This window comes from Aliterella sp. E5.1 (assembly GCF_057473825.1).
The window spans coordinates 1-7201 of sequence record NZ_JBYCCV010000145.1; the positions used below are offsets into that span (position 1 = coordinate 1).

At 50.5% G+C, this 7201-nt stretch carries 5 protein-coding genes; 3 read left to right on the forward strand and 2 right to left on the reverse strand.

Annotated features, from left to right (window positions below; translation table 11 throughout):
* Positions 1-277: 277 nt before the first annotated feature.
* The 3 genes from AC2VE5_RS23295 to AC2VE5_RS23305 all read left to right on the forward strand — a co-directional run bounded on the left by AC2VE5_RS23295 (position 278) and on the right by AC2VE5_RS23305 (position 5047).
* On the forward strand, positions 278-1612 hold the full coding sequence (locus tag AC2VE5_RS23295) for a hypothetical protein (protein WP_486890046.1): 1335 nt from the start codon (positions 278-280) through the stop codon (positions 1610-1612).
* Between the two features lie 33 nt (positions 1613-1645).
* A complete protein-coding gene (locus tag AC2VE5_RS23300; RefSeq protein WP_486890047.1) occupies positions 1646-3781 on the forward strand; it encodes a beta-galactosidase in 2136 nt (711 codons plus the stop codon).
* Positions 3782-4264: 483 nt separating this feature from the next.
* Positions 4265-5047 carry an SDR family oxidoreductase gene (locus AC2VE5_RS23305; RefSeq protein ID WP_486890048.1) on the forward strand — a complete coding sequence of 261 codons (783 nt, stop codon included), beginning with the start codon at positions 4265-4267 and terminating at the stop codon, positions 5045-5047.
* Between the two features lie 59 nt (positions 5048-5106).
* On the opposite strand, the gene AC2VE5_RS23310 is transcribed toward AC2VE5_RS23305, so the two are convergent.
* Together AC2VE5_RS23310 and AC2VE5_RS23315 are read right to left on the reverse strand one after the other, a co-directional pair.
* The gene (locus AC2VE5_RS23310; RefSeq protein ID WP_486890049.1) at positions 5107-5877 is read right to left on the reverse strand and encodes an HpcH/HpaI aldolase family protein; all 771 of its coding nucleotides are present in this window, start codon (positions 5875-5877) and stop codon (positions 5107-5109) included.
* A complete protein-coding gene (locus tag AC2VE5_RS23315) occupies positions 5874-6845 on the reverse strand; it encodes a hydroxyacid dehydrogenase (protein WP_486890050.1) in 972 nt (323 codons plus the stop codon). The genes AC2VE5_RS23310 and AC2VE5_RS23315 overlap by 4 nt, the downstream gene beginning before the upstream one ends.
* Positions 6846-7201: the final 356 nt, after the last annotated feature.

Sequence of the window (7201 nt, forward strand, 5' to 3'; positions counted from 1 at the left end):
CGACCTAGACAAGACCGTGCGAATCGTCAACTATTACCAGGAGCGTCATGAGGCGGCGAGGAAATCGCACCTCAAGAAGCGTCTAGCTCAGCTTGGAGAATGGTTGGAGTGAAGTCTCGTTGTAGTATTAGATAGGATCGGTTTATTCCAAGAAACATTAAGCAAAGGCTTGAGGAGCCAGATGACAAACGAATCAATTAGAAATAAAGGTCCATTAATAATTACCTCGATTTGATCACCGAAGAGGTTTAGTAACGCTCAGAAAGGGAGAGACAGCATGTATATAGATGAACTAACAATAGCACTTTATGCTTGGGATTTAGCGGATGAAGGTGTTGATTATATACTTGATACCGTGCAGGAAAAAGCTGGATGCAATGCAGTCTACATAACAGCCCTCATGCATCATGAAAAACGGCCTCATTTGGGTACATTTTTCCCCCACAATCCTGTACGAAAGCATTACTTACCAGAAGACAGTCGGATTTACTGGCTACCCGACCCGAAACACTATGCCGATAGTCGAATCAAACCGCGTTCGACCGAACGTGATTTCCTCAAGGGTACTGATTGGATAAACGTGCTGAGTGACGCTGCTCGAAAACGCAACATGCGGCCTCAAGTTGCAATCTCTCATACTCCACTTGACAAACAACGTGCTGCGGAGGAATTTTCAGACTGTGTTCAGCAAGACATTTATGGTCGTCGATTCGGCCAACAACTGTGTTGGAATAATCCTGATGCTCAGCAGTACATTTACTGCTTAATATCTGACTTGGTAGCCAATCACGACATTGACACTTTTCAAATCAGCAATCTTCTATTCAATGAAGGTAAACGTGATCTGCACCCTTTCTTAGGTGTGACGCTTGGAGGGTGTTTTTGTAAGGCTTGTGAAAAAAAGGCGAGAGGTGCCGGGCTAGATTGGGATAACATTACAAAGACAGTAAAGCATTATGCTGATGTACTAAATAGCAAACAAGGTCTCGTGTTCTATAAGAGCCTGGTGCTCTCGGAAACTCGGCTCTCGCTGGAAAAGGGTAACAGCAGCCCGGTGAAGTTTTTGCTAGAGCATCCTGAACTATACGAATGGCTTCGCTTCAGATGTGAATCAATCACTGCACATTTTAAAATAATGCACGAAACCATTGAAACAGCTAATTCCAAAGTTAAGTTTCGCTTCAATAGCTGCTGGCCCGTACCTGAGTACATCGGCCAGCAGTTAAAGGATCTTAAACCTTACCTCGATGCTGTGCGTCTTATGGATTACACCGAGCAGTGGGGGGATCCAGCACTCATGTCCCAAAAGGCCCAGTGGCTCACCAACGCGAGGCGTGAGCTAGGAGAGGGCTTTCCTCTCAATGCCGCCATTGCTCTTAGACTAAAGGCAAATCCTGAGATGATCTATGAAGCGATCCGAGTTTCCGTTGAAAGTAGTGCAGACAGCTTATCTTTAGCCTTCTGGGACACCGCAACAATGGAACAATTAACCGCAGTCAAAAAAGGGATGGAACGTGCTGAAGTTAAACTCCGTGCTCCTAATGAGGCCGGGTACGTGAACGAAGTGGCTGAAGTGCAACACCTGGAGACTCTACAAAAGAAGCAAGGATAACCTCATGATTATCAAACCCTTAGGAGGGCATTGATGATGAAAAAGACCGGTCTACCTGTATACCCATATGGCGCAGTCTACTTTCGAAAGTCCAATCCTCCAAAGGAAGACTGGGAAAGAGACTATCAGAAAGCTGCAGAAGATGGTATGAATGCCTTTAGGCACTGGTTTATGTGGGGAGTCATTGAGGTTGCTTCAGGTAAGTTCGACTGGGATGATTATGACCAGCAATTTGACCTTGCGGCCAAGTATGGCATAAAAACTGTAATTGCAGAGCTTATCCATCTAGCTCCAGAATGGGCATTTCATGAGTTTGCCCATGCCCGTTATTTAAACTCGGAGGGAAAGAAAATAGGGAGTAATATGCGCAACAGTTCGGTTACTGGGGGTTCTCCTGGGCTTTGCTACGACAATGAAGACGCCAAGGAGGCTGCCGGAAATTTTTTGACTGAACTGGTCAACCGTTACAAGAACCATCCAGCTATGGGCTGGTACGATCTCTGGAACGAAACCAACCTTTTTTCGTCTTCATTTATGTATTGCTACTGCCCTGCAACAATAGAGAGATTTCGTGATTGGTTGAAAGAGAAATACGGGGATGTGAGAACGTTAGGTGAGGCCTGGCAGCGGTATAGTTATTCTGATTGGGAACAAGTACTACCACCACAGGTGATAGATCCACCACGACGTCGAAGGGGAGCTTACCCGGATCAAATGGATTGGGTGGGGTTCCGAATCGATAACGCCTTTCGGCTGTTTCAATGGCGTGTGGATCTGGTTCGCGAGCTTGATCCAATCAATGTCGTCACAGCACATGGCGTTGATGATTCGAGCATTCACCGAATGGTGGATGCTGCTGATGATGTCTGGCGAGCGGCCAAACCTCTTGATGGCTATGGTTACGGAGGAGGAAGTGCTTCTCTTGACAGGTTTCGGGACCGCTGGAAACGCTGGATTAGTCCAGATGTTACCCGCAGTGGCGCTGGTGGGAAACCTTTTTGGGCTGCGGAAATGTCAGCAGGTCCTATTTGGACATCAGTACGTAATGGGAATCCTAGAGAAACCGGGAGGATACCCCAAGGAGAAGATGTACGCCTTACCAATCTGATTGCAATGGCTGGTGGGGTTAAGGGTATTTTCTCGAATCGTTGGCGCCCCTTGCTTGATGGCCCCTTGTTTGGCGGTATGGGTTATTACGATATGGATGGTTCTAGCACGCCTCGCTCAGAAATGGCGGCTAAGATCGCCAAGTGGGCCAATGCCCCGGAGCAAGAAAAGCTTTGGAAATCATCACCTGTCGCAGGAGATATAGGCATAGTGGCCGCGCCGGAATCGCAGGTTTACGTTACGCTTTGGCAGGAAAGCAGTGACTTTTACGCCAATTCCGCACGGGGGGCTTACCGGGCATTCCTCGATAACAATATCCAGGCTGACTGGGTACGTATCCACCAGATTGACAATTATGAACTGCTGTACCTGCCGAGCCCAATCATGCTCGAAGAGGGGACGGCTCGGGCGCTAGCAAGCTGGGTGGAGCGCGGCGGATGTCTTATTTCCGAGGGTTGCCCTGCCTATTTTAGTGACCATGGAAGAGCGGGAGTCGTGCAACCCAATCTGGGTTTGGATAAGGTGTTTGGGGCTACCCAGGATTATGTTGAATTTGTTCCCGATCTGCTAGAGAACGAGACCTTTAGTGTAGACGGTAATAATGGGATATATGGTGGAGTTTATCGGCAAGCGTATAAGCTAGCAGGAGGTGTGGCAGCTGGGCACTATGCAGACGGTCGTATCGCTGTAGTGGATAACGCATATGGTCAGGGCAAAACCAGGTTAATAGGAACGCTTTCTGGAATAGGATACTGGCAGCATTACAGCCAGGAATCAAAGAACTTTTATGCAGGCATTCCTTCTTGGGCAGATAAAGAGCAACATGTTAAACCTAACGAAGATCTGGTTACGGCGAGGTTACATACGGGAGAGGGGGGTACATATCTGTGGGTAATCAATAACCGAGCGGATTGTCCGGTGACAACATTGTTGGTTTCCAATAATTGGGGTCCATTCAGTGATTGTGAAGTTCTGTGGGGGGAGAGAAAACCTACCATAAAAGGTCGTGAAATTACGGTTACTATACCGCCATTTGATGCGCTTTTAGTCAAGCTTGTGTAGAGCTACCGTGGGGCTACCGCAAATTCCAAAATGATCTTCGAAATCAAAGTCCGATTAGATGAGGTCACGCTATGAGTGCAACTGAAAGCATCTTTTGACTCCCCAATGGTGATGGCGCCTTTCCAATCGAAAGCCATTTGGCCGTTCCACTTCATAGGGTTCCGGCTTTGCGGTATAGCTCTACAGGGCTACCGCAAAGCCGTGTTTGGTCAACTTGGAGTGCCCTTGAGGCTTACGATCCGAAGGCCTTTCTCTGATGAGGTTTGCTGCGGTTCCCTTTTCATCCTTAGGCGAGTAAAAAGATTCATCGCGAACATGATCACCTGTAGGGAGGAGCTTGTCCTTGGCGCGCCAAGGATGAAGGTGTCGGTCGGACCTTGCGGCAACACTAGCTTGTGTGACAGAAACAATACCACCAATTCAGGACTGAAATGCAAAACCTGAATACTCTTCCTCTTAGAAAAGGCTCACAAGGACAATCTTATGAAACTAAAAAACAAAGTGACCTTAATCACAGGCGCAGGCTCCGGTATCGGAAAAGCTGCTGCACTCATGCTAGCAAGAGAAGGTGCCAAGATCGGTGCACTGGATAATAGAGAGGGCGAAGTAAAAGAAACGGTTGCCGAAATTGTACGTGAAGGTGGGGCAGCCTTGGGTCTGCATGCTGACGTTTCGAGGCCAGAGCAGATGGAGCAAGCCGTGCAAAGGCTCGTGGAGGAATGGCAAGGCGTTGATATCATCTTTGCTAATGCAGGCATTAACGGCGTTTGGGCTCCTGTGGATGAGTTGGAGCCCGAAGAGTGGGACAGGACGATGAACATCAATTTAAAAGGAACCTTTTTAACATTCAAGTACACGGTGCCTTATCTGCGCAAGCAGGGTGGTTCTGCTATTGTGACCTCTTCATTACACGGAACGAGAGTCTTCACCTTCGCAGGCTCAACAGCTTACGCATGTACGAAAACTGCTCAAGTCACCTTTGTTAAAAAGATGGCTTTGGAGCTTGCACAGTATAAGGTGCGTGTGAATGTAATATGTCCAGGATCCACATATACCCACATCAATGAAACAAAGGAGGCGCGGAATCTAGAGAAAATCGAACTTCCAGTAGCCTTTCCTAAAGGAAAAATCCCCTTGACAGGCGGTAAGCCGATTATGCCGGAAGACGTTGCTAAACTAGTATTATTTCTGGCATCTGATGACTCCAGTACTATCACAGGTTCAGAAATTTGGATTGATGGCGCTATGTCGTTAATGGTTGGTTAGTCCTACATGTTGCTGTAAACGTTTTATGCAACGCGTAATTCTTGCCAGGCGTGCGGGTTCTACTCTGCCCTCAAACCTGCCAAAAAAGCCTTTCCCTGAGAGGCAATCATGCCGAGGTCGGAGCTGATGGTGACGTACTGGACACCGCGCTCGAGATAGCCTCTCGCTTCAGCGCTGTCTGCGGCGATGATGCCCACGGCCTTGCCGGCCGCGCGCGTCTTCGCTACGATGCGCTCAACCGTCTCGCGCACCTTGGGGTGCTGGGCCTGACCGATGACGCCTAAAGACTGCGAGAGGTCAAAGGGGCCGATAAAGATGACGTCTACTTCGGCCACCCCGAGGATGCCATCTAAATTCTCCAAGGCAGTGACGGTTTCGCAGTAGATGACGACCAGCGTCTCTTCGTTGGACTGCGCCGCGAACGCCTGCGGGTCCGTGAGGCCATAAGCGGCAGCGCGGTGAGACGGGGCAAAGCCGCGCTGGCCCAAGGGAGCATATTTCGCGCTCCGCACCACGCTCTGGGCCTGCGCCACCGTGTCAACCTGCGGCACCTGTACGCCAAGTGCCCCGGCGTCGAGGGCCTGCAGGATCTCAACCGGGCTGTTTTCTCTCACCCTGATAATCGGCACGATGGGGCTCAACTCGGCCGCACGAATCAAGTTGACCATGCTCTCTTTGTTCATGGCCACGTGTTCGTTATCGAGAACAAAAAAGTCAAAACCAAGAAGCCCCAAAATCTCGACAACGGCGGGGTCAGTGATTTTAGCGAACGTACCGATGACGTTGCCCCCCCGCTTGAGCGTTTGCTTTATTCTATTCGTTCGAATCATAACGCACTTCCTTGCGCGGGAATGACAACCGGCCAACTGGGCGGCTGACCGGACAAAACCTCGTGAATCCCTATGGCGGCATGGAGGGCCATGCGCACCGTGGCCTCCTTGGTGAGGGCGGCATGATGCGGCGTCAGGACGACGTTGTCCATGAACAAAAGAGGATTGTCCGGTGCGGGTGGCTCTTCTTCAAGAACGTCCAGAGCGGCGCCGGCAAGTCTCTTTTCCCGCAGGGCAGCGATAAGGGCCTCCTCACTGACAATTTCCCCTCGAGCGGCGTTGATAAGGTAGGCCGACGGCTTCATCAGCAAAAACTCGCGCCGCCCTATAAGCCCTCGCGTTGTTTGAGTCAGGGGGAGGTGCAGGCTGATAAAGTCGCCACCGCGAAAGACCTCTTCCCAGTCTCGGGTCAGCGTTATCTCGGGAATAACCCTGTCCTCGGGCACATAGGGGTCGTAGCCGATGACGCACATGCCAAAGCCCAACGAGGCTTTTTGCGCGACCTCCGAGCCGATTCTGCCGATGCCGACGAGGCTCAAGGTCTTGCCCTCTAAGTCCATGCCCAGCGTACGGTTGCGAAAGCCGAAGTCTCCCTGCCGCACGGCCCTGTCGCCTCTCAAGGTATTTTTTGCCAAGGCGAGGATGACGCCCAAGGTGTGTTCGGCGACCGTCACGGCATTGGACAATGGTGCGTTGGTGATGACGATGCCCAACGCGGCGGCGATAGCTAAGTCGATGTTATCCACCCCGATGCCGTGTTTGGCGATGACTTTAAGTTTTCTTGCCGCCTTCAAGATGTCGGCGCTAAGAATGGCCTTGCGAAGCAAAAGGGCGTCGCAGTCTCTTATGTCCCGCCGCAGGCTCTCCGGCGAGGTGCCGGTATTGAGTATAAGCTCGTAACCACGCTGCACGAGATAGTCTTTGCCTTCTTGGGCGATGTCCTCTGGAATGAGTACACGGTAGGTCAAAGCTCTGTCTCCTAACCCTAATAGGTCCCGCACCTTTAATAGCCTATAATAGCCTCAATACTCCGGACAGTTCAGCTGGGGATGACAAGAGAGCCGTCAGCTGATAGATAGAGGTATGAACAAACCCATCAGCGACGGCTTGAAAACAATCATAACCGACGCCCTCACTCACCTACCAGAGGTGAGGCACTGGCAAAAGTCATTTTTGACGACCCTCTTTACGACCATGCTGGGCATTGTCAGGTTAACTGCCGCAAAGCAGCAACGTGTTAGGCTGCCCAACCATGAGCGCTGCCAACCTGTACAAACGCCACCGCTTCCCAGCTGAAATCATCAGCCATTGCGTCTGGCTCTAC

Bases quoted from the DNA above. Each gene is read 5' to 3' on its own strand.
- AC2VE5_RS23295 (WP_486890046.1), top strand. From the start codon at position 278: ATGTATATAGATGAACTAACAATAGCACTTTATGCTTGGGATTTAGCG.
- AC2VE5_RS23300 (WP_486890047.1), top strand. From the start codon at position 1,646: ATGATGAAAAAGACCGGTCTACCTGTATACCCATATGGCGCAGTCTAC.
- AC2VE5_RS23305 (WP_486890048.1), top strand. From the start codon at position 4,265: ATGAAACTAAAAAACAAAGTGACCTTAATCACAGGCGCAGGCTCCGGT.
- AC2VE5_RS23310 (WP_486890049.1), bottom strand. From the start codon at position 5,877: ATGATTCGAACGAATAGAATAAAGCAAACGCTCAAGCGGGGGGGCAAC.